At 74.1% G+C, this 24,139-nt stretch carries 23 protein-coding genes; 11 read left to right on the top strand and 12 right to left on the bottom strand.

Annotated features, from left to right (window positions below):
- Complete coding sequence (gene rpsR / locus EDF32_RS09600) at nt 1-237, top strand: 30S ribosomal protein S18 (protein WP_013840065.1); 237 nt, start codon at nt 1-3, stop codon at nt 235-237.
- A gap of 22 nt (nt 238-259) precedes the next feature.
- Nucleotides 260-709 (top strand): 50S ribosomal protein L9, encoded by a 450-nt coding sequence (rplI, locus tag EDF32_RS09595; protein WP_123308302.1) that lies wholly within the window; start codon nt 260-262, stop codon nt 707-709.
- A 272-nt stretch (nt 710-981) separates the two neighbouring features.
- Here rplI and EDF32_RS09590 read toward each other — a convergent pair whose 3' ends face one another.
- Entirely contained in the window at nt 982-2,274 is a 1,293-nt protein-coding gene (locus EDF32_RS09590; protein ID WP_233565854.1) for an MATE family efflux transporter, read from the bottom strand.
- A 380-nt stretch (nt 2,275-2,654) separates the two neighbouring features.
- On the opposite strand from EDF32_RS09590, the gene dnaB reads away from it, so the two are divergent.
- Nucleotides 2,655-4,028 (top strand): replicative DNA helicase, encoded by a 1,374-nt coding sequence (gene dnaB, locus EDF32_RS09585; protein WP_123308300.1) that lies wholly within the window; start codon nt 2,655-2,657, stop codon nt 4,026-4,028.
- A gap of 182 nt (nt 4,029-4,210) precedes the next feature.
- Here the strand turns inward: dnaB and EDF32_RS09580 are convergent, their stop codons facing one another.
- Nucleotides 4,211-4,726 (bottom strand): GNAT family N-acetyltransferase, encoded by a 516-nt coding sequence (locus EDF32_RS09580; protein WP_123308299.1) that lies wholly within the window; start codon nt 4,724-4,726, stop codon nt 4,211-4,213.
- Between the two features lie 305 nt (nt 4,727-5,031).
- Here EDF32_RS09580 and EDF32_RS09575 point away from each other — a divergent pair, with 305 nt between their 5' ends.
- The 4 genes from EDF32_RS09575 to EDF32_RS09560 all read left to right on the top strand — a co-directional run bounded on the left by EDF32_RS09575 (nt 5,032) and on the right by EDF32_RS09560 (nt 8,429).
- Complete coding sequence (locus tag EDF32_RS09575; protein ID WP_123308298.1) at nt 5,032-5,976, top strand: aminoglycoside phosphotransferase family protein; 945 nt, start codon at nt 5,032-5,034, stop codon at nt 5,974-5,976.
- 150 nt (nt 5,977-6,126) lie between these two features.
- A complete protein-coding gene (locus EDF32_RS09570) occupies nt 6,127-6,582 on the top strand; it encodes an HD domain-containing protein (protein WP_123308297.1) in 456 nt (151 codons plus the stop codon).
- A 198-nt stretch (nt 6,583-6,780) separates the two neighbouring features.
- The gene (locus EDF32_RS09565) at nt 6,781-8,019 is read left to right on the top strand and encodes a TIGR03862 family flavoprotein (protein WP_123308296.1); all 1,239 of its coding nucleotides are present in this window, start codon (nt 6,781-6,783) and stop codon (nt 8,017-8,019) included.
- A gap of 86 nt (nt 8,020-8,105) precedes the next feature.
- On the top strand, nt 8,106-8,429 hold the full coding sequence (locus EDF32_RS09560; RefSeq protein WP_123308419.1) for a helix-turn-helix domain-containing protein: 324 nt from the start codon (nt 8,106-8,108) through the stop codon (nt 8,427-8,429).
- Nucleotides 8,430-8,460: 31 nt separating this feature from the next.
- Here the strand turns inward: EDF32_RS09560 and EDF32_RS09555 are convergent, their stop codons facing one another.
- The 6 genes from EDF32_RS09555 to EDF32_RS09530 form a co-directional block, all read right to left on the bottom strand.
- Nucleotides 8,461-9,045: a ClpP family protease gene (locus tag EDF32_RS09555; protein ID WP_123308295.1), complete on the bottom strand. Its 585-nt coding sequence runs from the start codon at nt 9,043-9,045 to the stop codon at nt 8,461-8,463.
- Nucleotides 9,042-9,683 (bottom strand): ClpP family protease, encoded by a 642-nt coding sequence (locus tag EDF32_RS09550; RefSeq protein ID WP_123308294.1) that lies wholly within the window; start codon nt 9,681-9,683, stop codon nt 9,042-9,044. The genes EDF32_RS09555 and EDF32_RS09550 overlap by 4 nt, the downstream gene beginning before the upstream one ends.
- A gap of 86 nt (nt 9,684-9,769) precedes the next feature.
- Nucleotides 9,770-11,368 (bottom strand): ABC-F family ATP-binding cassette domain-containing protein, encoded by a 1,599-nt coding sequence (locus EDF32_RS09545; RefSeq protein WP_123308293.1) that lies wholly within the window; start codon nt 11,366-11,368, stop codon nt 9,770-9,772.
- A gap of 17 nt (nt 11,369-11,385) precedes the next feature.
- Nucleotides 11,386-11,814, bottom strand: a complete 429-nt coding sequence (locus EDF32_RS09540) for a hypothetical protein (protein WP_123308292.1) — start codon at nt 11,812-11,814, stop codon at nt 11,386-11,388.
- Between the two features lie 9 nt (nt 11,815-11,823).
- Nucleotides 11,824-13,641 carry a Na+/H+ antiporter NhaA gene (gene nhaA / locus EDF32_RS09535; RefSeq protein WP_123308291.1) on the bottom strand — a complete coding sequence of 606 codons (1,818 nt, stop codon included), beginning with the start codon at nt 13,639-13,641 and terminating at the stop codon, nt 11,824-11,826.
- Complete coding sequence (locus EDF32_RS09530) at nt 13,638-14,600, bottom strand: universal stress protein (protein WP_158614083.1); 963 nt, start codon at nt 14,598-14,600, stop codon at nt 13,638-13,640. Before EDF32_RS09530 ends, nhaA begins: the two co-directional genes overlap by 4 nt.
- Before the next feature lie 274 nt (nt 14,601-14,874).
- On the opposite strand from EDF32_RS09530, the gene EDF32_RS09525 reads away from it, so the two are divergent.
- The 3 genes from EDF32_RS09525 (at nt 14,875) to EDF32_RS09515 (ending at nt 17,906) form a co-directional block, all read left to right on the top strand.
- Nucleotides 14,875-15,378 carry a VOC family protein gene (locus EDF32_RS09525; RefSeq protein ID WP_123308289.1) on the top strand — a complete coding sequence of 168 codons (504 nt, stop codon included), beginning with the start codon at nt 14,875-14,877 and terminating at the stop codon, nt 15,376-15,378.
- Nucleotides 15,379-15,445: 67 nt separating this feature from the next.
- A complete protein-coding gene (locus EDF32_RS09520; RefSeq protein WP_123308288.1) occupies nt 15,446-17,119 on the top strand; it encodes a tannase/feruloyl esterase family alpha/beta hydrolase in 1,674 nt (557 codons plus the stop codon).
- A gap of 49 nt (nt 17,120-17,168) precedes the next feature.
- On the top strand, nt 17,169-17,906 hold the full coding sequence (locus EDF32_RS09515; RefSeq protein WP_233565837.1) for an alpha/beta fold hydrolase: 738 nt from the start codon (nt 17,169-17,171) through the stop codon (nt 17,904-17,906).
- A gap of 105 nt (nt 17,907-18,011) precedes the next feature.
- Here the strand turns inward: EDF32_RS09515 and EDF32_RS09510 are convergent, their stop codons facing one another.
- From EDF32_RS09510 to EDF32_RS09500, 3 genes are read right to left on the bottom strand one after another with little or no spacing between them, the layout of a single operon-like run.
- Nucleotides 18,012-18,749 (bottom strand): SDR family NAD(P)-dependent oxidoreductase, encoded by a 738-nt coding sequence (locus EDF32_RS09510; protein ID WP_123308418.1) that lies wholly within the window; start codon nt 18,747-18,749, stop codon nt 18,012-18,014.
- 8 nt (nt 18,750-18,757) lie between these two features.
- Complete coding sequence (locus EDF32_RS09505) at nt 18,758-19,624, bottom strand: SDR family NAD(P)-dependent oxidoreductase (RefSeq protein ID WP_123308286.1); 867 nt, start codon at nt 19,622-19,624, stop codon at nt 18,758-18,760.
- Complete coding sequence (locus EDF32_RS09500) at nt 19,621-20,493, bottom strand: SDR family NAD(P)-dependent oxidoreductase (RefSeq protein WP_123308285.1); 873 nt, start codon at nt 20,491-20,493, stop codon at nt 19,621-19,623. Before EDF32_RS09500 ends, EDF32_RS09505 begins: the two co-directional genes overlap by 4 nt.
- A 256-nt stretch (nt 20,494-20,749) precedes the next feature.
- Here EDF32_RS09500 and EDF32_RS09495 point away from each other — a divergent pair, with 256 nt between their 5' ends.
- Nucleotides 20,750-23,554, top strand: a complete 2,805-nt coding sequence (locus EDF32_RS09495) for an AAA family ATPase (protein ID WP_123308284.1) — start codon at nt 20,750-20,752, stop codon at nt 23,552-23,554.
- Here the strand turns inward: EDF32_RS09495 and EDF32_RS09490 are convergent, their stop codons facing one another.
- Nucleotides 23,555-24,136 carry a TetR/AcrR family transcriptional regulator gene (locus EDF32_RS09490; RefSeq protein ID WP_123308283.1) on the bottom strand — a complete coding sequence of 194 codons (582 nt, stop codon included), beginning with the start codon at nt 24,134-24,136 and terminating at the stop codon, nt 23,555-23,557.
- Between the last annotated feature and the right edge of the window lie 3 nt (nt 24,137-24,139).

Below are 24,139 nucleotides of genomic sequence, written 5' to 3'. Positions count from 1 at the left end.
ATGGCAAAGCCTGTGGTGCGCAAGCCCAAGAAGAAGGCCAACCCGCTGAAGACGGCGAAGATCGAGACCGTCGACTACAAGGACACGGCTCTTCTGCGCAAGTTCATCTCCGACCGCGGAAAGATCCGCGCTCGCCGCGTGACCGGCGTCTCCGTCCAGGAGCAGCGTCAGATCGCCCGTGCCGTCAAGAACGCCCGCGAGATGGCTCTCCTGCCGTACTCGTCGTCGGCACGCTGATCAGGATCAGGAAGGAATACTCATGGCCAAGCTGATCCTCACGCACGAGGTCACCGGTCTCGGTGAGCCCGGCGACGTCGTCGACGTCAAGGACGGGTACGCCCGTAACTACCTCGTCCCCCGCAACCTCGCGACCCCGTGGTCCAAGGGCGCCGAGTCGCAGGTCTCCGCGATCCGCAAGGCGCGCAAGGCCCGCGAGATCGCGTCGCTCGACGACGCGAAGGCCGCCCGTGACTCGCTCCAGTCGAAGGCGGTCGTCGTGACCGCCAAGGCGGGCGAGGCGGGCCGTCTGTTCGGTGCCGTCACGACCGGCGACATCGCCGAGGCCGTGGCCGCGAACGGCAGCCTCACCGTCGACAAGCGCAAGATCGAGATCGGTCAGCCGATCAAGTCGGTCGGCTCCTACACGGTGTCGATCCGCCTGCACCCCGAGGTCTCGGCGAACATCGCCGTGGACGTCGTCGCCGGCTGAACCACCCGCGCCGCGCCGGCTCTGCTGAGCTGACCGGCTCGACCGGAGGCCCGGTCGCTCCCTCAGGAGCGGCCGGGCCTCCGTCGTGCGCGGCGCCGGCCGTTCGGTGCCGCCCCGACCTGGGTCGAGCACGCCATCTGTACCGTTCCCGGCCGCCGGAACGATACGGATGACGTGCTCGGCAGTCAGGGGCCAGGCCCTCGCGGCTGGGCGGCGGCTGGTCAGACCGTCGCAGCTCGGCGGCCGAGGGCCAGGCGCTCGGCTGCCGCGAGTCAGGCGCCCGTGACCATCCAGCGGCTGCCGCGCGCCCGCAGGCCGGTGGTCAGGGCCCGGGCCGCCATGAAGACCCCCGCGAAGGCGAGCCACAGCCAGGCCAGGCCCCAGGCGCCGTCGGGCGCGAACGCCCCCACGGCCAGGGCGACGGGGGCGTAGACGACGAGCGTGAGCATGCCGGCCCAGGCGAGGTAGGTGCCGTCGCCGGCGCCGATGAGGACGCCGTCGAGCACGTAGACCCAGCCGGCGACCGGCAGCAGCACGCCCGTGACCGCCATGCCGAGGGCGACGGCGGAGCGCACGCCCGGGTCGGAGGTGAACGCGAGGGCGAACCACCAGCCGCCCGCGGCCATGGCGAGGCCCATGAGGGCTCCGGCGCCGACGCCCCAGCGCAGCGTGCGGCGCAGGATGCGCCGGGTGTCCTCGACGTTCCCGGCGCCGAGCCCCTGGCCCACGAGCGCCTGCGCGGCGATGGCGAGAGCGTCGAGGGCGAACGCGGCCAGGCCCCACACCGAGCTCACCACCTGGTGGCCGGCGAGGGCGACGGCGCCGAGGCCCGTCGCGACGTACACGGTGAGCAGGATCGCGCCGCGCAGGGACAGAGTCCGTACGAACAGGGGCAGGCCGGCGCGGGCGCTCGACCAGATGCCGCCCGCGGCGGGGCGCAGCGAGGCGCCGCGCCGCAGCGCGCCGCGCACCACCACGACGCCGAGGACGGCGGCCATGGCGACCTGGGAGATCGCGGTGCCGATGCCGGAGCCGGCGATCCCCAGGCCGGCGCCGTAGACGAGGACGACGTTGAGGACCGTGTTGAGGACGGCGCCGGACGCGGCGACGTACAGGGGCGTGCGGGTGTCGCGCATGCCGCGCAGCACGCCGGTGGACGCCAGCACGAGGAGCATGCCGGGCAGGCCGAGGCAGGACCAGCGCAGGTAGACCACGGCGTGGTGGGCGACGTCGTCGGCCCCGCCCATGGCGCCGATCGCCCAGGGCGCGCCGATCCACAGGACGGCCGCGAGGACGGCGCCGAGGCCGAGGGCGAGCCACATGCCGTCGACGCCGGACTGGAGGGCCTCGCGCTCGTGCCCGGCGCCGATGCGGCGCGCGACGGCGGCGGTCGTCGCGTAGGCGAGGAAGACGCACAGCCCGACGACGGTCAGCAGCAGGGTGCTGGCGAGCGAGAGGCCGGCGAGCTGGGCCGTGCCGAGGTGCCCGACGACGGCGCTGTCCACGAGCACGAAGACCGGCTCGGCGACGAGCGCGCCCAGCGCGGGTACCGCGAGGGCGAGAATCTCGCGGTCGAGAGACGCCTGTGGACGACGGTTGTGGACGGACGACGGCCCCGGGCGTGTCGTCGGCGTGTCGCGAGATCGGTTGTCGTCCACACCCCGAAGGCTAATGTTTCTGCCGATCTCGGGGGCGTACACCCGCGACCCGGACAGTTGTCCACATGGTTATCCACGGCCTGTGCACAGCTTCACGAGCGTTGTCCACAGGCTTTGGACGTCCCTGTGGGTAGACAGGTTTGCCCGCGCCGGACGCCGGTCATATCGTCGCCCAGTCGTGTCTTCGCCGGACGCCCCGGGCACCGGCCCGCGTGTGGGTGGCGGGCGGTAGAACAGAGGTTCGACGGGCACGACGCGCGTCAGGCCACGAGGGACCGAGGGAACAGATGTCGATCGAAGAGCTCGAGGCCGGGTACGGCAACGACCGGCCGAGCGGCACGGCGTTCGACCGCACGCCGCCGCAGGACGTGCAGGCGGAGCAGAGCGTGCTGGGCGGCATGCTGCTCTCGAAGGACGCGATCGCCGACGTCATCGAGCAGGTGCGCGGCACCGACTTCTACCGTCCGGCGCACGAGGCCGTGTACGACGCGATCATCGACCTGTACGGGCGCGGCGAGCCGGCGGACGCGATCACGGTCGTCGCCGAGCTGCAGAAGCGCGGCGAGCTGGGGCGTGTCGGGGGAGCGCCGTACATCCACGACCTCATCGCCATGGTGCCGACGGCGGCGAACGCCGGGTACTACGGGCGGATCGTGCGCGAGCGCGCGGTGCTGCGCCGGCTCGTCGAGGCGGGCACGCGCATCGTCCAGCTCGGCTACGCGACCGAGGGCGGCGACGTCGACGACATCGTCAACAACGCCCAGGCCGAGGTCTACGCGGTCACCGAGCGGCGCACGGCGGAGGACTACGTGCCGCTCGCGGACATCATCGGCGGCACGGTCGACGAGATCGAGGCGGCCGGGCACCGCGGCGAGGGGATGGTCGGCGTACCGACGGGGTTCGCGGACCTCGACCGGCTGACGAACGGGCTGCACCCGGGGCAGATGATCGTGCTGGCGGCGCGTCCGGCCATCGGCAAGTCAACGCTAGGTATAGATATAGCAAGGTCGGCCTCGATCAAGCACAACATGACGTCCGTCGTGTTCTCGCTCGAGATGAGCCGCAACGAGATCACGATGCGCCTGCTGTCGGCCGAGGCTCGGATCCACCTGCAGAAGATGCGCAACGGCTCGATGGGCGAGGACGACTGGCAAAAGCTCGCCGCCACGATGGGCAAGATCACCGAGGCGCCGTTGTTCATCGACGACTCGCCCAACATGTCGCTGATGGAGATCCGCGCCAAGTGCCGACGGCTCAAGCAGCGGCACGACCTCAAGCTCGTGGTGATCGACTACCTACAGCTGATGACGTCGGGCAAGCGTGTCGAGTCGCGCCAGCAGGAGGTCTCGGAGTTCTCGCGTGCGCTCAAGCTCCTCGCGAAGGAGCTCGAGGTTCCGGTGATCGCGATCTCGCAGCTGAACCGTGGCGCTGAGCAGCGGCAGGACAAGAAGCCCGCTATGTCTGATTTGCGCGAAAGTGGCTCAATTGAGCAAGATGCGGACATGGTGATACTTCTGCATCGCGAGGATGCCTACGAGAAGGAGTCGCCGCGGGCGGGGGAGGCGGACCTGATCGTCGCCAAGCACCGTAACGGACCGACGGACGTCATCACGGTGGCGTTCCAGGGGCACTACTCGCGGTTCGTCGACATGCAAGCGTGAGCCCGATGCTGTCGAGATGCAGCCTAGATTGACCGATCCTCCACCTAGTTGAACTGCTGCCGAGATGCGGCCTACTCTGCGCAATCCTCCACTTACGCTGCGGGGCTCCTGATGATGGTGGTTCGTATGCCGTCCATCCAGGGGACCCCGGGTAGTCCCACCCATAAGGGAAGGCCCGCGATTCACAGTCGCGATGTGCCGACCCGGGGCTTGGACAGATACACCGCGCCGCTGATGTGCTGGCCGAGCTGCCCGCTCGCTGGCTCGGTCAGCTCGTATCCGGCCGACCTGTACATCTTGACGTTGCGCTCGCTGCAGCGACCGGTGAAGAGGTCGAACTGGTGCACGGAGTCCGGCGCCTGGGACTCCGCGTAAGAGAGTAACCACCGTCCGAGGCCCGTACCTCGGAGGTCGGGCGCGACCATGAGACGCCCGATTTCCCAACGTTGGCCCTCCTGGTGTGCGCGAACCGCCGCTATGAGTCTCGGTCCTTTCCGGAGGGTCCAGACATGCGTGCTCTCCACCCAGGCCTCGACGGCTTCGAGGTCTTCATGCAGCGCAGGAATCGCGAACGTGTCGTTCAGGATCGCCTCGGTCACCCAGCAGCAGCGCTGAAGCACCAGCAGCTCTGCGGCATCATCGCCCCGGGCATACCCGAGCGTGTAGCCGGCCGCCGGAACTAATTCTTCGTCAGCCACGGCCAAGAACCTAGTACCGGTCTAGCAACGGGCGCAATGCGGGTGGGATGTTTCCTGATGCGTGGGGCGGCTCGCAAACACGTGCGTTCGCACTTTCTTGCGGCCACCCGGTGGAGGTACGAGGCAGACCCGGAATTTCGGGTCCGGACCCCACCGTCGAGCGCACTTGGGTGTCCAGGGCCACCGACCGCGATCGCGCAAGGTACATCGGTGCGTCCGCGCTGCTCCGGCCGCTGGTAGCCCCGCGGCACACAAGGCCGCACTCCTCCGGTCTGGCGGGGCGGAAGGTCCGTACAGTCGGGCTCATGCCGCTGCATGACGACGAGGTCACCGTCACCGCCGCCGCCGTCCGCCGCCTGGTCACGACCCAGCACCCCCAGTGGTCGCACCTGACCGTGACGCCGGTTGCGGAGTCCGGGACCGACCACCTGCTGTTCCGCCTCGGCGACGACGGCAGCGCCGATGGCGTGCGCCTGGTCGCGCGGATGCCGAAGATCGAGTGGGCCGCGAACCAGGCGACGTCGGACGCCCGCTGGCTGCCGCACCTCGCGCCCCACCTGCCGCTGGCCGTGCCCGTGCCCGTCGCACTGGGCGCACCGGATCACGCCTACCCGTTCCCGTGGTCGGTGGTGCCGTGGCTTCCGGGCGCCGCCGTCGCCGACCCGCTCGACCCGGACGCCCGCCTCAACCTCGACCCGCACACGGCGGCCGTCGACCTGGGCGCGTTCATCACCGCGCTGCGCGCTGTCGACCCCTCCGGCGGGCCGGTGAAGGACGGCACCTCGCGCGGCGTCCCGCTCGACCGCCTGGACGACGACGTCCGGGCGGGGATCGCTGCGTCGGGAGACCGCATCGACGGCCCGGCGACGACGAAGGCTTGGGACCGCGCGCTCGAGGCCGCAGCCGATCCCGTCCCCGGCCGCTGGATCCACGGCGACCTCATGCCCGGCAACCTTCTGGTGCGCGACGGGCGGCTCAGCGCCGTCATCGACTGGGGTGCGGCCGGCGTCGGCGACCCGGCCGCCGACCTGCCGCCCGCGTGGTGGCTGTTCGCCGGGCGCGAGCGGGACGCCTTCCGTGAGGCCGCCGGCGCCGGACCCGGCGGTGAGCTTGACGACGGTGCGTGGGAGCGCGGACGCGGATGGACGCTGGTGCAGGGCGTCGCCGCGATCCCGTACTACTGGGACCGCTGGCCCGCGTTCGCGCGGGCCTCGGTGCGGCGTGTCGCCGCCGCCGTCGGGCACCCGTGAGGCGGAGACCGGCCGCCGAGACGCGGAGACATGCTGGCGCCTCATGCTCGACGTCTTCGGCCCGGCGGACGCTGCGCGACCGGTGCGCCGCGCTGGCCGAGCTCGGGGCGGGAGTCATTTGCTCCGTGGTCGCGAGCTAACGTCGTAGGCATGAACACGGCAATGAATGTCGTCGAGATCGCGCAGCGCATCGCCACCGAGGCTCACGCGGACCAGAAGGACAAGACCGGCCACCCGTACATCGGGCACCCGACTCGGGTCGCGGAGCGCACTCGCACGCCTGGGGGTGCGGACGACGCCGTAGCAACAGCCTGGCTGCACGACGTCATCGAAGACACGGACATCACGGGCGACGATCTGATCGCCCAGGGGATTCCCGCGCACGTCGTCGCTGCGGTGGAGGCGCTGTCCAAGCGGAGCGGCGAGGCACCGGAGGACTACTTCTCCCGGGTCAACGCCGAACCGCTCGCGATCCGCGTCAAGCACGCCGACCTGGACGACAACACCGACCCGGAGCGCGTCGCGCGGCTCGACGACGCCCTGCGCGAGAGGCTCGCGGCGAAGTACCTGCGGGCTCGGCAGCTGCTGTCGCCGATCCAGGACTGACGACAGGTCGCGACGACTGCGAATATCAAGGAAGGCAAAAACTCTCAAGGAGTACAAAGCGCCTGGCCGGAGCCCGTTCAGCCCGCGAGTACCTGCGCGAGCACGCAGCCAGCCTCGGCAGATGACCGGCCCTGCGGCGCGCACCTGTTACGTTCGTCCGATGCAGAGGCGGGCCGTCGAGCTCCGGGATCGCACCCGTTGAGCACGGCGACCGTCGTCGGCGGAGGCCCGGCGGGGCTGATCGCCGCCGAGGTGCTTGCCCAAGCGGGCGTGGCGGTGACGGTGCACGACCGGATGCCGTCGGTCCCGCGCAAGTTCCTCCTGGCCGGTCACGGCGGCCTGAACATCACGCACAGCGAGGACCGCGCACCGTTCCTGCGCCGCTACGGCAGCTCGGCCGACGCGCTGGCGCCCATGCTCGACGTGTTCGGACCGGCCGACCTGCGCGCGTGGTGCGAGGGGCTGGGCGAGCCCACCTTCGTCGGGACCAGCGGGCGCGTCTTCCCCCGCTCGTTCCGGGCGAACCCGATGGTCCGGGCCTGGCTGGCGCGGTTGGCCGACCTCGGGGTCCGGCTCGAGCGCCGCCACCGGTGGACGGGATGGGCCGACGACGGCGGGCTGCGCTTCGTCGACGCCGACGGCGCGGAGAGCACGGTCACCTCCGACGTCGTGGTCTTCGCGCTCGGGGGCGCCTCGTGGCCGCAGCTCGGGTCGGACGGCGGCTGGCTCGCCCCGTTCGCCGGACGCGGGGTCAGCGTGCTTCCCCTGCTGCCGGCCAACGTGGGGCTCCGCGTGGGATGGAGCGAGACCTTCGTGGAGCGGTTCGCCGGGACACCCCTGAAGAACGTCGGGCTGAGCGTCCGCGGGGCGGCCGGCCCCACGGCGGCCGGTCCCGCGGCGCGCGGCGACGCGATGGTGACGTGCACCGGGATCGAGGGCGGCCCGGTGTACGCGATCGGGGCCGCGGTCCGCCGCGCCCTCGCGACGGGCCGGTGCGTCGTCGACGTGGACCTGCGGCCCGGCCTGAGCGTCGAGCAGCTCGCGGGGAAGCTGCAGCGCCGTCGTCCGAAGGACTCGACCTCCACGTGGCTGCGCCGCGCGGTGGGGCTCGACCCCGTCGCGGCCGCGCTGCTGCGCGAGGCGGGCCCCGTGCCGAGCGATCCCGCGCGGGTGGCCGAGCTCATCCGGGCGGTACCCGTGCAGGTCAGCGCCACCGCGCCCATCGACCGGGCGATCTCCACCGCGGGCGGCATCGCCTGGGCCGAGGTCGACGAGGCCCTCATGCTGCGCCGGCTCCCGGGCACCTTCGTCGCGGGCGAGATGCTCGACTGGGAGGCGCCGACGGGCGGCTACCTGCTGCAGGCGTCGTTCAGCACGGGCGTCGTCGCGGCGCAGGGCGCGCTGGCCTGGCTCGAGCGCGCCGCACAGCAGCGCTGAGGATGCCCATGCCCGGTCCCGCGGCCGGCGCTCTGCCCTGAGCAGAAGCGCCGGCCGCGGAGGGACGGTCCGCGTACGTTGTGGACATGTGGACGTCCGCGCGAGGCGAAGACCGGCAAGAGCCCCTGTGGCGACACCTGCTCGGGGAGCGCCTGAGATCGCTCAGGCACCAGCGTGGGGAGACGCTCGACGACGTCGCGATCCGTGCCGGCGTCTCGGCGCAGTATCTGTCGGAGATCGAGCGCGGGAAGAAGGATCCGTCGAGCGAGATGATCGCGGCGGTCGCGGGCGCCCTCGACGTGACGCTGCTCGACCTGACGCAGAGCGTCGCCGAGGGACTGTGCCCGACGCCGTCGTCCGCCTCGCGACGCTCGGCCTACCAGGCGACGAACTTCGCCTTGGCGGCGTAGCCCGAGCCACGGCTCGGCGTCCCGGGCGTCATCATCGCTCGATCACGTGGTCGAGCAGCCCGAAGTCGCGTGCTCCCGTCGCGGTGAAGGTACGGTCGTGGTCGGTGCTGGCCCGCAAGGTCTCGACCTCCTGGCCGGTGTGCCGGGCAAGGACGCTCTCCAGGTCGGACCGGATGCGCAGCACCTCGTCCGCCTGAAGGATGAGGTCCGGGATGCTTCCCCTGCCCTGGGCCGCCGGCTGGTGCAGGACGACGCGGGCGTGGGGGAGAGCGGCACGCCGACCGGGCGCACCGGCGGCCAGGAGGACGGCGCCGACCGCGACGGCCTGTCCGACGCACGTGGTCGCGACCGGCGGCCGGATGAACTGCATGGTGTCGTAGACGGCCAGCGCGGCGCTGGGATCCCCACCCTCGCAGTTGATGTAGAGGTTCACCTCGCTGTCAGGGCTGCTGGACTCGAGAAAGATCAGCTGCGCGATCAGCGCGTTGGCGACACCCGCGTCGATCGCGGTGCCGAGATAGATGATCCGCTCGGTCAGCAGCTGGGAGTAGACGTCCATGATCCGCTCGCCGCGCGGGCTCTGCGCGACGACGTGGGGGATCGTGTAGGAGCTCATCGCGCGCCCTCCGTGCCGGCGCGGGCGAGGTCGGCGCGGGCGAATCCCGCGTGCCCCTGCCGTCGTGGCTCGACGTCCGCCCAGGAGTGGACGATCGTGTCGACGAAGCCGTACTCGCGGGCGTCCTCGGCGGTGTACCAGTGGTCGTGGAGCGAGTCCTCGAAGACCCGCTCGACCGGTTGTCCGGTGTCCTCGGCGATCAGCCGCAGGACCGTGTCACGGGTGTGCCGCAGGTCGTCCGCCTGGAACTCGATGTCGACCGCGGTCCCACCGATCCCGGCGGATCCCTGGTGCATCAGCACGCGCGAGTGGGGCAGCGCCCTGCGCTTGCCCGGCGTCCCCGCGGAGAGCAGGAACTGGCCCGCGCTGTAGGCGATCCCGAGCACGAGGGTCGAGACGTCGTTCGGGACGGTGCGCATAAGGTCGCGGATCGCGAGCATGGCCGGCACGGAGCCGCCGGGGGAGTGGATCCACAGCGCGATGTCGGCCGACGGGTCCTCGGCGAGGGTGATCAGCTGGGTGGCGAGCAGGGTCCCGTTGTCGTCGTCGAGGACGCCGTCCAGCACCAGGACGCGCCGCTCGTAGAGCTCACGCCTGGCTCGGTGGTCGAACATCCTTGCGCTCTCGGATTCGCTCATGAGTCCACCCTGCCTCGGTGGATCCCGCGGACGGACCGGTCTCTGCCCGGAGCAGAGCAGCTCTGAGCAGAGCCGGCGCCCAGCCCTCACGATCGGAATGCGCCCATCTCGACCACCGTGTCCACCCCGAGCCGCTCCAGGAACGCGTCGTCGTGGCTCACGACGAGCAGCGCCCCGCGGTAGGACTCGAGCGCCTCGACGAGCTGCGTGACGCTCGGGACGTCGAGGTTGTTCGTCGGTTCGTCGAGCACGAGCAGCTGCGCCGGCGGGTCGGCCAGCAGCAGCCGGGCCAGGCTCACGCGGAAGCGCTCGCCACCGGACAGCGTCGCGACCGGGCGGTCGACGCTCGCGCCCCGCAGCAGCAGGCGGGCGAGCTGGTTGCGGATCTCGCCGGGCGTGGCCGACGGCGCCACGTCGCGGACGTTGTCGAGCGCCGAGCGCGCGTCGTCCAGGCCGTCCAGGCGCTGGGGCAGGTAGCCGACGCGGTCGGTGAGCAGCGCCCCGTGGGCGCCCGACGACTCCCCGTCCGACGGTTCCTCCTGCCCGCCGCCGCGCACGAGCCGCTCGAGCAACGTCGTCTTGCCCGAGCCGTTGGGGCCCACGAGCGCGACGCGCTCGGGGCCCTGGATCACCACGTTCGTCCCGGCGCCGTCGGACAGCTCGGCCAGCCGCCGCCCGCGCGGCACGTCGGGATCCGGCAGCGTCAGGTGGATGTGCTCGTCGTCGCGTACCCGGGCGTCGGCCGCGTCGACCGCCGCCTGCGCGGCCCGCACCTTCTGGTCGAGCGTCGTGCGCATCGCGCCGGCCGAGCCCTGCGCCCGGTCCGCCCGGGCACCGGCGAGGATCTTCGGGATCCCGCCGTCCTTCTGGGTCGAGCGGGCGGTGCGGTCGCGGCGCGCGAGCTTCGTCCCGGCCTCGACGCGCTGCCGCTTCTCCACCTTGAGCGCCTGCTGCGCGGTGCGCGCCGCCTGGACGGCCGACGCCTGGGTCTGCTCCCGGTGCTCGGACCACGCGCTGTACGGTCCACCGAACACGTCGAGCGAGCCGGCGTGCAGCTCGGCCGTGGCGTCCATGCGCTCGAGCAGCTCGAGGTCGTGGCTGACGACGACGAGCGTGCCGGGCCAGGTGTCGACGAGCCCGGCGAGCCGCGCGCGCGTCGGCCGGTCGAGATTGTTCGTCGGCTCGTCGAGCAGGGTGACCGGCGTGCGCCGTACCCGCTGCCCGGTGACGGCGACGAGCATCGCCTCGCCACCGGACAGCTCGCCGACGCGGCGGTCGAGCCCGACGCCGGCCAGGCCGATCTCGTGCAGCGCCTCCTCGGCGCGGGACTCGATGTCCCAGTCGTCGCCGACGGCGTCGAAGTGCCGCACGTCGACGTCGCCCGACTCGATCGCGCGCAGCGCCGCGACGATGCCGCCGACGCCGAGCAGCTCGGCGACCGTCGTGGCGTGGCCGAGCGTGAGCGTCTGCGGCAGGTACCCGACGTCACCGATGGTGTCGATGCGGCCGGCCGTCGGCGTGAGCAGCCCGGCGACCAGCCGCAGGAGCGTCGACTTGCCGGCGCCGTTGCGGCCGACCAGGCCGGTCCGGCCGGTCGTGAAGGTGCCGCTGACGCCGTCGAGCGCCAGGGCGCCGTCGGGCCACTCGAAGACGAGGTCGTGCAGGGTGATGGCGGAGGTCGCCATAGGAAAGAGCTCCGATCTCAGGCGGCCTGCAGGGGCCGGGCGAAGGACTTGCGCAGCGACGCGGGCGCGACGAGCGGCAGCAGCGACGCCAGGAGCGTGCGCCGCAGGCCTTGGGGCGAGCGGGTGAGCTCGACGTCGACGCGGGTGCCGCCGTCGACCGGGGTCAGCTGGAACACCCAGCCGCCGCCGGGCCCGAAGACCTTGGAGTCGTGCGTCGTGATGCTCACACGGCCCCGGGCGGCGTCCCACTCGTAGCGGGCGCGCTCCCAGGCGGAGGCGGTGCCCTCGGTGACCTCGGCCCAGTCCTCCCCGCGCTCGTGCACGACGAGGTGCTCGGCGTCGATGGACGGCCAGGCCTCCGCACGGGCGGGGCTGAAGTCGGTCAGGACCCGCATGAGCTCGGGGACGGAGAGCGTGGACGTGAGGGCGAAGCGGACGACGGGCATGGTGGCTCCTCAGGGGCGGGACGGGGCGGGCGACCGGTCGGACGACCGGTCGAGAGGGTGGGACGCCGTCGCCTCGAGGGCGAGGACGAGGGTGCGCGCGTCGTACGGCCCGGTGTGCCGGTGGCCGTTGACGAAGAACGTGGGGACGTCGTCGATGTCCATCTCCGCCGCGTCGCGGGCGTCGTCGCGCACGCGTGCGGCGACCTCCGGCGAGCCCAGGTCGGACTCGAATCGCTCGGGGTCGAGGCCCAGCTCGGCGGCGCGGCGCAGCAGGTCGGTCTGCTCGTGGTGCGCCTGCTCCGCGAACATGACGCGCAGGAACGGGAAGAACGCGCCCTGCCTCGCCGCGGCCTCCGCCGCCTCCGCGGAGGCGACCGCGCGCGGGTGGATCGGGTGCGGAGCGTGCCGCCACACGTACCGGAGCCGGTCGCCGAGAGCCCTGGTGACCTCGTCGATCGCGCCGGACGCCTTGCCGCAGAACTCGCACTCGAAGTCGCCGTACTCGACGAGGGTCAGCGGCGCGTCGTCGCGCCCGGCGACGTGGTCGCGCACCGGGTCGACGGGCCGGTCGAGAGTGCGCCCCCGCTCCGCGCTCGGGCGCACCCGCTCCGCGACGCGGAAGACGACGAACCCGAGGAGCGTGGCGACCAGCGACGCGGCGAGCACCCCGACGCGGGCCTCGTTCTGCAGCATCGGGTCGTCGATCGCCAGCTCGGTGATGAACAGCGCGATGGTGAAGCCGATCCCGCACAGCGCCGCGCCGCCCGCGAGCCGGTCGAGGGTGACCCCCCGCCCGAGGTCCCCGAGCCGCAGCGCCCGCACGAGCGCGCCGGAGCCGAGGACGCCGACGAGCTTGCCGAGGACGAGGGCGACGACGACGCCCCAGGTCACCCGCGAGTGCAGGGCGTCGGTCAGGATCGGCCCGCTGAGCCGCACCCCGGCGTTGGAGAGCGCGAACAACGGCAGGATGACGAACGCGACGTAGGGCGCCCAGGTGTGCTGCAGGCGCTCGTTGATCGAGATCGACTCGCGCAGCCCGTTGGCCGCCGCCTGCGCGTACGCCGTGCTGGGCGACTGGCGGAAGGTGCGCACCAGGCCGAGGGCCTGCTCGACGGCGCGGCGGCTCGGCCGGTAGACGGGCACGAGCATCGCGATGGCGACGCCCGCGAGCGTCGGGTGCACGCCGGACTGGAGGAACCCGAGCCAGACCACCACCGCGAGGACGGCGTACAACGGGCCCTTGGCTACTGGTACGTAGCGCACGAGCCAGACGCCGAGCAGCGCCACGGCTGCGACCAGCAGCGGCCCCGGGTCGAACCCCTGGGTGTACAGCAGCGCGATCACCGCCAGTGCCCCGATGTCGTCGACGACGGCGAGCGCGAGCACGAATGTGCGCAGCCGTCCGGGGCGGCGCGGGCCGACGAGGGCGAGGACGCCGACGAGGAACGCGGTGTCGGTCGAGATGACGACACCCCAGGCGCGCTCCACGCCGGTTCCGCGCGCCACGAGCATGAACAGGAGCGCCGGGACGACGAGGCCGGCGACCGCGACCACCACCGGTGCGAGCGCGCGCCGAAAGCTCGTCAGCTCGCCGATGGTCAGCTCGCGGCGCACCTCGAGCCCGACGGTAAAGAAGAACACCGCCATGAGCGCCTCGTTGACCACGTCGTGCAGCGTGAGGTCGAGCCGCAGGTCGCCGGCACCGAGGCTCAGCGTGGTCGCCCAGAACGCCTCGTACGTGCCGGGGGAGAGGTTCACCCAGGCGATCGCCAGCGCGGTGCTCAGCACGAGCAGGAGGGCGCCGGAGCGCTGCGCGTCGAGCCTCACGGGCGCACCGCCCTCGCGGCGGCGCGGGGGCCCGGGCGCGCAGGGGAGACCGGGACCAGGGTGACGGGCCCGCGCGCCGCGCGGACGAGCCGGCGGGCGCGGGAGCGGCCCCCGAGGTCCCCGCCGCCGGTCGGCGCGGCGACGACGGTCATGGCCACCCCGCGGGTCTCCGCGGCGACGGCCTCCGCCAGCAGCGCGACCTGGCGGTGGCGGACGCCGACTCCGGCGAACGCGTCGCGGTAGGCGCCGAGCAGCGCGTCCACGTGCTCGTCGCTGCCGGCCCCGGGGCTCGCTCCCGTACCGGTCCCGCCGCCGGCGCGCGAGGGCCAGGCGTGCAGCAGCGTCAGGCCTGCGCCGCGGCGCGCGGCGGCACGGAACGCGACGTCGAGCACCGGGGAGGGATCGTGCGTGCCGTCGAGCGCGACCAGCACCCGGCCGGTGGACGGGCCGCGCTCGCGCGCGTCGGCGAGGTCGACGACGACGGCGGGGCGCCCGGCCCGGCGCAGCGCCCCCCACGCGACGGCCGGGGCGAGCGCCCGCGGGCGCGCCGCCCCGCGCCGCCGTCGGCCGACGACCACGAGCGCGTCGTCGCCGCGGACGCAGGCGAGCAGGCCCGGCCCGGGCGGACCGTGCAGCAGCTCGGTGGAGACTTCGAGCCCGGGATCGATCGCGTGCGCGTGCCCGACGGCGTCCGCCAGCTCGGCGCGGGCGACGTCGTACGCCACCAGGCCGAGGCCCGGCGCGAACGCCCACTGCCAGGGGTCGGCGGGGAACAGCGGCAGGGCGATCGTGTGCACGATCCGCAGCGCGCTGCCACGGACGGCGGCCTCGCCGGCGGCCCACTCCAGGGCGCGCCGTCCGGCGCGGGAACCGCCGAGGGACACGACCACGGGGCCGCGCGGCTCGTCCCGCACCGGGCGGCGCGCGGCCCGGGTCGGGCGCGGGTCGGACGTGGGCACGGTGTCCCTCCTTCTCGGGTGTCGTGGACGGCCGGTCGGCCGACGGCCGTCGGCCGGTGGGCGGCCGGCCCTCCTGGCTCGACGCTCCCGCGGGTCGCCGAGTCCTCGCGCCCGTGGCGGGCACTGGTCGTGGCCAGGGTGTCCCTGGGGGCCCGGTACCCACCGGCGGGTGCCGGTGGGTACCCGCGTCGGGACCCGGGGAACCCACGGGCGCGACGGTGCGGGGCCGGGGCGAGCGTGGACCGCGTATCGATCCCCACCGAGGAGGCACATCATGACCACCACCCAGCCGGCCCCCGGCACCACCGTCGCGACCCCGCCCCCGGCGGCCGCCGAGCTGCGGCTCGAGGTCGTCGTCGTCCCCGTGTCCGACGTCGCGGAGGCGACGAGCTTCTACGCCGACACCCTCGGCTGGCGCCTGGACGCCGACTTCACGGCCGCCGACGGCCTGACCGTCGTCCAGGTCACGCCGCCCGGGTCGCCCGCCGCCGTCATCTTCGGCACCGGGATCACCGCGACCGCGCCCGGCAGCATCGACGGGCTGCTGCTCGCGGTGCACGACGTCGCCCGGGCGCGCGAGGAGCTCCTCGCCCGGGGCGTCCGCGTGAGCGAGGTCTTCCACGACGCCGGCGGCGTGTTCCACCACTCCGGTGGTGAGCGGCGCATCTCCGGAGCGGACCCGCAGGGCCGCAGCTACTCGTCCTGGGCCTCGTTCGAGGACCCGGACGGCAACCGCTGGTACCTGCAGGAGGTCCGCGAGCGCCAGCCCGGACGGTGATCGCCCGGCCCGCCCCCGAACAGCACGAACCACGTCCCGAACAACCCGTCCCACCACCGGAGAGACCATGAGACGCACGCCAGCCCTGCTGTCCCTCGCCGTGTCCGTGCTCGTGTCGCTGACGCTCGGGTACGCGCCCGCCGGCAGCGCCGCCCCGCGCACGACCACGGCGTCGGCCACCACCGCAGTACCCACCGCATCAGCCGCCACCACCCCACGTCCCTCGTCGGCGGGCTGCGCGGGCCTGACGGTCCGGCCGCCCGCCGGGGCGAGCCTCGTCAGCGTCCGCACCGAGCGCGACCCCGGCGGCACGGTCACCTTCCCGGTGCAGCCGGGCTACGAGGCGGCGCCGCCCCCCGTGACGGGGGTCCCCGCGTTCTGCAAGGTCGACGTCACGCTGACGCACGGCTCGGCGGGCGACCGTGAGCTCGTCGAGGTCTGGCTGCCCGAGTCCGGGTGGTCCGGCCGGTTCCAGGCCCTCGGGGGCTCCGGCTACGCGGCCGGGAACTTCGGGCCCGACCTCGCCGCGGCGGTCAAGGCGGGCTACGCCGTCGGCTCGACCGACGCCGGCGCCACGCCCGTCACGGGCTGGACGAGCCCGTGGGCGCTGACCGGCTCCGGGCACGTGAACGTGACCGTGCTGGAGAACTTCGCCGAGCGCGCCCCGCACGAGCTCGCCCTGGTCGGCAAGGCCGTCACCCGGGCGTACTACGGCTCGTCCGCGACGTACGCGTACTGGAACGGCTGCTCGACGGGCGGCCGCCAGGGCTACATGGAGGCCCAGCGCCACCCGGACGACTTCGACGGCATCCTCGCCGGCTCGCCCGCGGTCTCCTGGGACCGGTTCGCGGTGGCCGCGCTGTGGCCGAACGTCGTGATGAACCAGGAGCACGACGTCCTGGCCCCGTGCGAGCTCACGGCGTTCACGAACGCCGCGATCAAGGCCTGCGACCCGCTCGACGGCGTCACCGACGGCGTCATCGACGACCCGCTGCACTGCGCGTTCGACCCGCGCACCCTCGTGGGGCGCACGATCGACTGCGACGGGACGCCCGTGACGATCACGGCGAAGGACGCCACGGTGCTCCGCAAGATCTGGCAGGGCCCGACGACGACCGGCGGCTTCCCGCTCTGGTACGGGCTGCCGAAGGGCGCCGAGCTGCGCAACCTCGCCGGCGAGTCGCCGTTCCCGGTCGCGGCGTCGTGGGTGCAGGACTTCGTGGCGCGGGACCGGAGCCTCGACCTGTCGACGGTGACGTACGCGCAGTACACCCGCCTGTTCGCGCAGTCGGTGCTCTTCTACCACGGCATCATCGGCAGCGACCAGAGCGACCTGTCGGACTTCCGCCGCTCCGGCGGTAAGCTGCTCAGCTGGCACGGCCTGGCCGACCAGCTCGTCCCGGTCGGCGGCACGATCCGCTACTACGACCAGGTCGCGGACCGCTCCCGCGGCCCGGTGGACGACTACTACCGGCTCTTCCTCGCCCCCGGCGCGGCGCACTGCGCGAGCGGTGCCGGCCCGGCCCCGACCGACCCGCTCGGCGCCCTCGTGCGCTGGGTCGAGCGCGGCGACGCGCCGGCGACCCTGGCCGCCGACACCACCCGCGAGGACGGGACGCCGGTGCACCGCGACCTGTGCCCGTACCCCGCCGTCCCGCAGCGCACCGTCACCTCGGCGGGTCACTCCGCCGGGACCGTCACGCGCGACCGCTGCGTCTCCCCGGCACCGCACCGTGCCTGACCGCACCGTGCCTGACCGCCCCGCCTCGCCCGCACGAAGGAGCAGCACCATGCCCGCACCCATGTCCGCACCCACCGTCGTCCTCGTCCACGGCGCGTTCGCCGGCTCGTCCAGCTGGGACGGCGTCGTCGAGCGCCTGCACCGGCACGACGTCCCGGTCGTCGCCGTCGCCAATCCGCTGCGCTCCCTGAGCGGCGACGCGCAGTACGTGCGCGACGTCGTCGCCTCGATCGAGGGCCCCGTCGTCCTGGTCGGCCACTCCTACGGTGGCGGCGTCGTGACCGAGGCCGCCTCCGGGAACGACGACGTGGTCGGGCTCGTGTTCGTCGCCGCGTTCGCTCCCGACCACACCGAGAGCGCCCTGGAGCTCTCGGGCCGGTTCCCCGGCAGCACCCTGGGGGACACGCTGACCTCCTACCCGGTCGGCGACGGCACCGAGCTGGCGATCCGGCAGGACCGGTTCCCGGAGCAGTTCGCCGCCGACGTCGACCCCGGCACCGCCGCGCTGATGGCCGCCACCCAGCGGCCCGTCCTCGAGGCGGCGCTGACCGAGGGGCTGGCGACGCAGGAGCCGGCGTGGCAGCACGTGCCGTCGTGGTTCGTCCTCGCCGAGGAGGACCGCAACATCCCCGCCGAGGCGGTGCGGTGGATGGCGGGGCGCGCGCAGGCCCGCGGGCTCGTCGAGATCCCCGGCGCCTCGCACGCGGTGGCCGTCTCGCACCCGGGCGAGGTGGCCGACGTCGTCCTGGCCGCCGTCGCCGCGCACCTGGCGGTCCCGGCGAGCTGAGCGGTCCGCAAGAACGAGCGCAGGCCGTGCGGGCACCCCTCGGGGTGTCCGCACGGCCTGCGCTCACCGGGAGCCCGTCACCGGGAGCCCGTCACCGGGAGCCCGTCACCAGGGAACGGGGCCGGCGTCGTCGTAGAAGCCGCCGGAGGGCGCGCCCGGCCCCACGGTGGCCCAGCGCACGATCGCCCGGGCGCCCTCCTCCGTGCTCTTCGCCCCGCGGAAGCCGTTGAGGTCCGTGGCGGTGTAGCCGGGCGTCACCGCGTTGACGAGCACGTGGCGCAGCTCCGGGTCGGCCCGGAACGCCTGGGCGTACTTCACGGTGAGCATGTTCACCGCGGCCTTCGCGGCGGAGTACACGAACGACTCGTGCGACGCGGCGAACATCGATCCTTCCTGCGTCGTGGCCGCGAAGCTCGCCGAGTCGCTCGAGACGTTGACGACGCGCGGCGCCTCCGCCCGGCGCAGCAGCGGGAGCATCGCGTGCACCACCCGCACGAGCCCGACGACGTTCGTCTCGAGCTCGGCGCGCGCGTCGTCGGCCGCGACGTCGAGCGCGTGCCGGCGCACCAGGACGCCGGCGTTGTTCACCAGCACGTCGAGGTGGCCGTGCTCGGCGTCGAGGCGTGCCGCCGCGGCGGCGACCGACGCGTCGTCGGTGATGTCGAGGACGAGCAGGCGGGCGTCGAGCCCGTCGGCCTGGAGCCGCAGGACGGCGTCGGCGCCCCGCCAGGGGTCCCGGCTGCCGACCAGCACGGTCATGCCGCGCTCGGCGAGCCGGCGGGCCGTGGCCAGGCCGATGCCCTTGTTCGCGCCCGTGACCAGCGCGACCGGCCTCGTGGTCATGGTCCCGCTCACAGGACGGCGGGCCCGGCGCCCGGGTAGTCGGTCGACTCCGCCAGCTCCGCGCCGTCGTCGAGCGCGGCCTGCAGCTCGGCGAGCCGGGCGCCGATGCGGCGCCGGGCGTCGCTGCCGAGGATCAGGCGGTGGCGCGGCTCGGCCGCCCGCACGTTGCGGGCGATCGCCTCGGCGGCCCGGGCGGGGTCGCCGGGGAACATCTCGGGCCGTACCGCGGCGACGGCACGGACGAAGGCGCCCGACGTCGCGTCGTAGTCGGGGATCGGTGTGCCGGAGACGTGGGTGCGCCGCTCGATGCCCGTGCGGAACGAGCCTGGCTCGACGAGGAACGCGCGCAGCCCGATCGGCTCGATCTCCTGCCACAGCGCCTCGGTCAGCCCTTCGAGGGCGAACTTGCTCGCGGAGTAGAAGCCGTTGGCCGCGAGGCTCGCGATGCCGTCCATCGACGAGATGTTGACGATGGTGCCGCTCCGCCGGGCGCGCATGCCCGGGAGCACGAGCCGGACGAGCTCGACGGCAGCGAAGAAGTTCACCTCGAGCTGCGCCCGGTAGTCCTCCTCCCGCTGCTCCTCGATCGCGCCGAGGAAGTCGATGCCGGCGTTGTTGACGAGCACGTCGACCCCGCCGGCCCAGGTGGTCGCCCGGTCGACGGCGGCGCGACGGCGGGCGGCGTCGGTCACGTCGAGATCGACGACCAGCGCGGTCTCGGGGTAGCGGCTCGCCAGGTCGGACGGACCGTCGTGGTCCGGGCGGACGCCCAGGACGACCAGGTCGCCCAGGGCGAGGGCGTGCGCGGCGACCGCCTCGCCGAGCCCGCTGCCGGCGCCGGTGACGAGCCAGGCGAGCGGCTCCGTACCCGTCACGCGGAGGCTCCGGGGAAGTCGGCCGACCGGCTCAGCGCCGCCCAGGCGGTGGTCTCCTCGCTGCGGCGCTGCTCCTCGGCGAGGACCATGTCGACGGCTCCGGCGCCGAGCGGCAGCCGCAGCGGAAGCTCCTCGCGGTCGAGCAGGTCGACGAGCAGCCGGGCGGCGCGCACGGGATCGCCCGGCTGGGTGCCCTGGCTGCCGCGCCGGAAGTCGTGGACGGCACCGACGGTCGCCTCGTAGTCCGGCCCGGCCGGGTACATGACCATGGAGCTGCCCTGCCAGTCGGTGCGGAACGCGCCCGGTTCGACGATCACGACGCGGACCCCGAACGGGCGCACCTCGGCGGCGAGGACCGTCGAGAAGCCCTCGACGGCGAACTTGGCGGCCTGGTACGCGCCCATCCCGGGCGTCCCGCCCACGCGGCCGCCGACGGAGGAGAACTGCAGGAACGTCCCGGATCGTTGCGCGCGCAGCACGGGCAGCGCCGCGCGGGTCACGGTGACGACGCCGAACAGGTTGGTCTCGATCTGCGCGCGGAAGTCGTCCTCCGGCATCTCCTCGACGGACGCGCTGTGGGCGTAGCCGGCGTTGTTCACCACCACGTCGAGGCGGCCGAAGCGCCCGGTCGTCTCGGCCACGACGCGGCGCGCATCGTCCGCGCGCGTGACGTCGAGGGCGGTGGTGAGCAGATGGTCGGTGCCGAACCGGTCCGCCAGCGGTTCCAGCGCGGCGGTGCTGCGGGCGGTGGCGACGACGAGGTCGCCGTGCTCGAGGGCGGCGGTCGCGATCTCCCGACCGAAGCCTCGCGAGCTGCCGGTGATCAGCCAGACGCGTGTCGTGCGGTCCGGCGCTGTGGTCTCAGACATGGAACTCCTCTTCTCCGTCGGCACGTGATGGCCGACCCGCTCTCCACGGTGCTGCGGCACCCCGGCGCGTCGCGCCCGGGTGCGACCCCGGGGGGCCACGGGTGAGAGGGCCCGCGAGCCCCGCGAGCCCCGCGAGCCGCCGTCGTCCGCGCGTGCCGAGGCGGCATGAGAGCGCTACCATTCCCCCGCGGAGCGCGCGGGCCCGGCAGGTGGCGGCGGCGGATCACGGGCGGTGCTGGTTCGAAGGAGACGCACGATGAGCACGTCGACGACGGGGGCGCTGGTCGGTCGCGTCGCCGAGTGCGGCCAGCTGGACGAGCTTCTCGCGGACGTCCGGGCGGGCCGCAGCCGCACGCTCGCGCTGCGCGGCGACCCCGGGGCGGGCAAGACCGCCCTCCTGCGCCACGTCGGCCGGGCCGCTCTCGGGTGCACGGTGCTCCGGGCCACGGGGGTCGAGTCGGAGATGGAGCTCGCTTATGCGGGTCTGCACCAGCTGTGCCTGCCTTTGCTGGACCGGCTCGAGCGGCTGCCGGAACCGCAGCGCGAGGCGCTGGCCACGGCGTTCGGGCTGAGCGGCGGCACCGCGCCCGACCGGTTCATGGTGGGTCTCGCCGTCACGGGGCTGCTCTCCGCCGCGGCGCGGGAGGGCCCCGTGGTCTGCCTGGTCGACGACGCGCAGTGGCTCGACCGTGCGTCCGCCGAGACGGTCGCGTTCGTGGCCCGGCGGCTCGGCGCCCAGCCCGTCGCGCTCGTCGCCACGTTCCGGGGCGTCGTCGAGGGCGAGCCCGACTGGGGCCTGCCGGAGATGACCGTCGGCCGCCTGCCGGACCGCGCGGCCCGGATCCTGCTGCAGTCCGTCCTTCCGGGGCCGATCGACGCCGAGGTGCTGCGCCGGCTCCTCGACGAGGCCGACGGCAACCCCTTGGCGCTGACGGAGCTGCCGCACGGGCTCTCCGTCGTGGCGCTCGCGGGCGGGTTCGGGATGCCCGACGCCGGCACGCTGCGCAGCCGCATCGAGCTCAGCTACGCCCGCCGCGTCGAGGCGCTGCCCGAGCCCACCCGGCGGCTCCTGCTCGTCGCTGCGGCCGAGCCGCGCCAGGACCCGGTCCTGATCTGGCGGGCCGCCGCGACGCTGCGGATCCCGGTCGCCGCCGCCGCGCCGGCCGTGACCGACGAGCTCGTCGACTTCGGCGGCGAGGTGCGGTTCCGGCACCCGCTCGTCCGCTCGGCCGTCTACCGGACCGCGTCCGCCGTCGACCGCCGCCTCGTGCACCGCGCGCTCGCCGAGGCGACCGACCGCGACGCCGATCCGGACCGCCGCGCCTGGCACCGGGCGCACGCGACGGCCGGGCTCGACGAGTCCGTGGCGTCCGAGCTCGAACGCTCCGCCGACCGGGCGAAGGCACGCGGGGGATTCGCTGCGGCCGCCGCGTTCCACGAACGAGCCACGGCGCTGACCCCGGACCCGGCCCGACGCGTGGGGCGCGCGCTCGCGGCCGCGCTGTGCACGTTCCACGCCGGCGCGCCGCAGCGGGCCCTGCGGATCCTCGCGGCGGCGGACGCCGGCGCGGCCGACGAGCTCACCGCCGCCCGGATGCAGCTCCTGCGGGCCCAGATCTGCGCCGCGACCGGCCACGGCGACGAGCACCGGCTGCTCGACGCCGCCGAGCTGCTCGAGCCGCTGGACAAGGACCTGGCCCGCGAGACGTACCGCGACGCGTCCTACGCGGCGCTGAACGCCGGTCGCCTCGCGCACGGCGACGGGATGCGCGAGGTGGCCGAGGCGGTCCAGGCGGCGGTGGCGCGGGCGACGACGCCGGTCGACCAGCGCCCGGCGATGGCCCGGCTCGTGGAGGGGCTCGCGTCGATCGTGGTGGACGGGTACGCCGTCGGCGCCCCTGTGGTGCAGAGCTCCCTCGCCGTGGTGCGGCGCGAGACGCTGCCCACGGAGGTGGCGATGCGCTGGCTGCCGCTCGCGGTGCGCATGTGCCACGACGTCTGGGACGACGACGCGTGGGCCGAGCTCGCGGACCGCGCCACCACCCAGGCGCGCGACAGCGGCCAGCTCCGGGTGCTGCCGGTGGCCCTCATCTCCGGGGTCGCGCTGCGGTTGTTCGAGGGCGACCTCGCCGCGGCGACGGCCCTGGCGGAGGAGGTCGAGGTGGTGGCGGCCGTCACCGACCGCCCGGCGCCGCCGTACGCGCCGCTCGTCCTGGCGGCGTGGCGCGGGTCGGACCACGAGACCGAGGCGCTGCTCGCCGACGAGGCCGTCGAGGCGGCGACGCACCGCGAGGGGCAGTGGATCACGACGTGCGCGTGGGCGGGCGCCGTGCTGCACAGCGGGCGCGGCCGGTACGACGAGGCGCTCACCGCGGCGCAGCGGGGCGCGGCCCACCCGGAGGAGCTCGGGATCGCGAGCTGGAGCATGGTCGAGCTGGTCGAGGCTGCCGCCCGGGCCGGGGTGCCCGAGCGCGGGCGTGCCGCGGCCGCGCGGCTGACGGAGATCGGCGAGGCGTGCGGCACGGACTGGGCGCTCGGCACCGCCGCCCGCAGCCGCGCGCTCCTGACCGAGGGGCCGGAGGCCGAGGCCGGCTATCGGGAGGCCGTCGAGCGGCTCGCCCGCACCCGGATCCGCTGGATGCTGGCCCGGACGCAGCTCGTCTACGGCGAGTGGCTGCGCCGCGAGGGGCGGCGCACCGACGCGCGCGAGCAGCTCACGGCGGCGCACGACCTGCTCGCCGACATGGGCGCCGCGGGCTTCGCCGAGCGGGCGCGCCGCGAGATCGCCGCCACCGGTGCGACGGCCCGGCGCCGCTCGGTCGAGACCGCCGTCGACCTCACGGAGCAGGAGGCGCAGATCGCACGCCTGGCGGCCGAGGGCCGGACGAACCCCGAGGTCGCCGGCGTCCTGTACATCAGCCCGCGGACCGTCGAGTGGCACCTGCGCAAGGTCTACTCGAAGCTCGGCATCACCTCGCGCAAGGAGCTGGCCGGCGCGCTGGCCGCGACCCCCGCCCGCGCCGCGGGCGCCCGACCCGCGGCCCCCGAGGAACTCCACTGATCAGGACGAGGCGAGCGCCCGCAGGACGTGAGCAACGAGCGACGCGAGGTAGCCGGCGTCCGGCATGTCGAGGTGGAAGGCCAGGCGGTGGTAGAGCGGGCCGTAGAGCAGGTCCAGCGCGACGTCGAGGTCGGCGTCGGCCGGGAGGTCGCCGGCGTCCTGCGCTCGACGGAGCCGGTCCTTGAACGCCGCGATGCGCGGTTCGATGAGGCGGTCGCGCAGCTCGCGGCCGAGGGCCGGGTCCTGCAGCGCCTCCGCGATCAGCCCGACGGCGGGTGACGTCAGCGGCGGGGTGAGCAGCCGGACGACCTCGGTGAGCAGGGCGTGCAGGTCGGCGGCCAGATCGCCCGTGTCCGGGGGGGCGACGGCGGTCGTCGCGGTCGCGTCGAGCAGCTCGAGGACGACGGCGCCCTTGGACGTCCACCACCGGTAGATGGTCGTCTTGCCGACCCCGGCGCGGGCGGCGATGGCCTCGATCGTCAGGCGGCGGTAGCCGCTCTCGCGGCAAAGCGCTTCCGTGGCGGCGAGGATCGCCTGCCGGCTGGCCTCGCTGCGGCGCGTCGCGCCCGGTCCCGTGGACATGCC

It is taken from the genome of Cellulomonas sp. PhB143 (assembly GCF_003752595.1).
GTDB lineage: Bacteria > Actinomycetota > Actinomycetes > Actinomycetales > Cellulomonadaceae > Paraoerskovia.
This window is presented reverse-complemented; position numbering and strand designations above follow the sequence as displayed.

Bases quoted from the DNA above. Each gene is read 5' to 3' on its own strand.
- EDF32_RS09570 (WP_123308297.1), top strand. From the start codon at position 6,127: ATGAACACGGCAATGAATGTCGTCGAGATCGCGCAGCGCATCGCCACC.
- rpsR (WP_013840065.1), top strand. From the start codon at position 1: ATGGCAAAGCCTGTGGTGCGCAAGCCCAAGAAGAAGGCCAACCCGCTG.
- EDF32_RS09495 (WP_123308284.1), top strand. From the start codon at position 20,750: ATGAGCACGTCGACGACGGGGGCGCTGGTCGGTCGCGTCGCCGAGTGC.
- EDF32_RS09510 (WP_123308418.1), bottom strand. From the start codon at position 18,749: ATGACCACGAGGCCGGTCGCGCTGGTCACGGGCGCGAACAAGGGCATC.
- EDF32_RS09575 (WP_123308298.1), top strand. From the start codon at position 5,032: ATGCCGCTGCATGACGACGAGGTCACCGTCACCGCCGCCGCCGTCCGC.
- EDF32_RS09525 (WP_123308289.1), top strand. From the start codon at position 14,875: ATGACCACCACCCAGCCGGCCCCCGGCACCACCGTCGCGACCCCGCCC.
- EDF32_RS09490 (WP_123308283.1), bottom strand. From the start codon at position 24,136: ATGTCCACGGGACCGGGCGCGACGCGCCGCAGCGAGGCCAGCCGGCAG.
- EDF32_RS09515 (WP_233565837.1), top strand. From the start codon at position 17,169: ATGCCCGCACCCATGTCCGCACCCACCGTCGTCCTCGTCCACGGCGCG.
- EDF32_RS09520 (WP_123308288.1), top strand. From the start codon at position 15,446: ATGAGACGCACGCCAGCCCTGCTGTCCCTCGCCGTGTCCGTGCTCGTG.
- EDF32_RS09500 (WP_123308285.1), bottom strand. From the start codon at position 20,493: ATGTCTGAGACCACAGCGCCGGACCGCACGACACGCGTCTGGCTGATC.
- EDF32_RS09560 (WP_123308419.1), top strand. From the start codon at position 8,106: ATGTGGACGTCCGCGCGAGGCGAAGACCGGCAAGAGCCCCTGTGGCGA.
- EDF32_RS09545 (WP_123308293.1), bottom strand. From the start codon at position 11,368: ATGGCGACCTCCGCCATCACCCTGCACGACCTCGTCTTCGAGTGGCCC.
- EDF32_RS09540 (WP_123308292.1), bottom strand. From the start codon at position 11,814: ATGCCCGTCGTCCGCTTCGCCCTCACGTCCACGCTCTCCGTCCCCGAG.
- dnaB (WP_123308300.1), top strand. From the start codon at position 2,655: ATGTCGATCGAAGAGCTCGAGGCCGGGTACGGCAACGACCGGCCGAGC.
- rplI (WP_123308302.1), top strand. From the start codon at position 260: ATGGCCAAGCTGATCCTCACGCACGAGGTCACCGGTCTCGGTGAGCCC.
- EDF32_RS09550 (WP_123308294.1), bottom strand. From the start codon at position 9,683: ATGAGCGAATCCGAGAGCGCAAGGATGTTCGACCACCGAGCCAGGCGT.
- EDF32_RS09555 (WP_123308295.1), bottom strand. From the start codon at position 9,045: ATGAGCTCCTACACGATCCCCCACGTCGTCGCGCAGAGCCCGCGCGGC.